Source organism: Cellulomonas citrea (assembly GCF_009829685.1).
In the GTDB taxonomy this organism is placed as follows: domain Bacteria; phylum Actinomycetota; class Actinomycetes; order Actinomycetales; family Cellulomonadaceae; genus Cellulomonas; species Cellulomonas citrea.
Genome location: NZ_VWSD01000337.1, coordinates 1 through 732, shown reverse-complemented (window position 1 = coordinate 732; position 732 = coordinate 1). Strand labels below are relative to the sequence as shown.

The following is a 732-nucleotide window of genomic DNA, read 5'->3' as shown; positions in this document are numbered from 1 at the left end:
CGAGCCAGCGGACCGGCGCCGTCGCCCGCCAGCAGCACCGTCGGCTGGTGCCGGGCGTGCCGCACCCCGCCCGCCGCAGGGTACGGCGTGGCATCGGCTGCGAACGACCCACGCGGGCTCACCACCGAGAGACCCTCCACCGACGGCTCCGGCCACGGCCCAGGACCGGGGACCAGCGGCGGGCGGTAGCCCAGGTTGAGGTGCACCGGACCGGGCGACCCGGTTCGGGCGCCCGTCGCCGCGGCCACCGCGCGCGAGACGAGCTGACGCACGTCGCGCAGCTCACCGGGCAGACCGCTCGGCGCCGGGACGTCGACGATCAGCCGGCAGGCCGGGCCGAACATCGCGGGCTGGTCGGTGGTCTGGTTGGCGCCCACACCGCGCAGCTCGTGCGGCCGGTCGGCCGTGAGCAGCAGCAGGGGGATGCCGCTGTGGTGCGCCTCGAGCACCGCCGGGTGCAGGTTCGCCACCGCCGTGCCCGACGTGGTCACGACCGCGACCGGTCGCAGCTCACCGGACTCGGCGGCCGCACGGGCCAGGCCGAGCGCGAGGAACGCCGCCGACCGCTCATCGATCCGCACATGCAGCCGCAGCTGCGGCGCACCAGCCGGCCGGTCGTCGGACGCGGCGTCGGCCAGCGCGAGCGCCAACGGTGCGCTGCGCGACCCGGGGCACAGCACGACGTCCCGCACCCCGAGCGCCGCCATGGCCTGGACCAGCGCACGCGCCGCA

General features: G+C 77.5%; 1 protein-coding gene. It reads right to left on the bottom strand.

Annotated features, from left to right (window positions below; all coding sequences use genetic code 11):
* Positions 1–732: thiamine pyrophosphate-binding protein (locus F2B26_RS16570; RefSeq protein WP_268891127.1), on the bottom strand; the 732-nt coding region annotated here is incomplete at both ends.